General features: G+C 41.2%; 2 tRNA genes. Both read left to right on the top strand.

Annotation, left to right across the window (positions count from 1 at the left end):
* Positions 1 to 58: 58 nt before the first annotated feature.
* A tRNA-Ile gene (locus VME0621_RS26050) sits at positions 59 to 135 on the top strand.
* Positions 136 to 175: 40 nt separating this feature from the next.
* Positions 176 to 251, top strand: a tRNA-Ala gene (locus VME0621_RS26045).
* The last annotated feature ends 249 nt before the right edge of the window (positions 252 to 500 follow it).

Here is a 500-nt window from a genome sequence, read left to right as displayed (position 1 = left end):
AGATTATTGCGATGAGTGTTCACACAGATTGATTAGGTTTAGATTAAAGACGATGCTTGGGTCTGTAGCTCAGGTGGTTAGAGCGTTCGCCTGATAAGCGAGAGGTCGGTGGTTCAAGTCCACTCAGACCCACCAATCTTCCTCCCAGATGATTGGCGGTAAGCATCACACTGATGGGGCTATAGCTCAGCTGGGAGAGCGCCTGCCTTGCACGCAGGAGGTCAGCAGTTCGATCCTGCTTAGCTCCACCATCTTTAAGTGTTTTCTCTTTGAGAATATTTAAAAATGGTTACTTATTAGTAATCTCGTTCTTTAACAATTTGGAAAGCTGACGAATAACATTTGATTAATGTTATTCATTTAAAAGTTCTCAAATCCTATATCGAAAGATGTAGGTACCAACACACATTCAAGTGTTCTTGGGAATTACGAAAGTAATTCATATTTGAGTCCGGCAAAATCGAGTCTGCACATGTATAAAAATGCAGACAACTTTGGTT

The organism is Vibrio mediterranei (assembly GCF_900088415.1).
Taxonomy (GTDB): domain Bacteria; phylum Pseudomonadota; class Gammaproteobacteria; order Enterobacterales; family Vibrionaceae; genus Vibrio; species Vibrio mediterranei.
The sequence above is the reverse complement of the archived record's forward strand: the minus strand, read 5'-3'. Positions and strand labels throughout refer to the sequence as shown.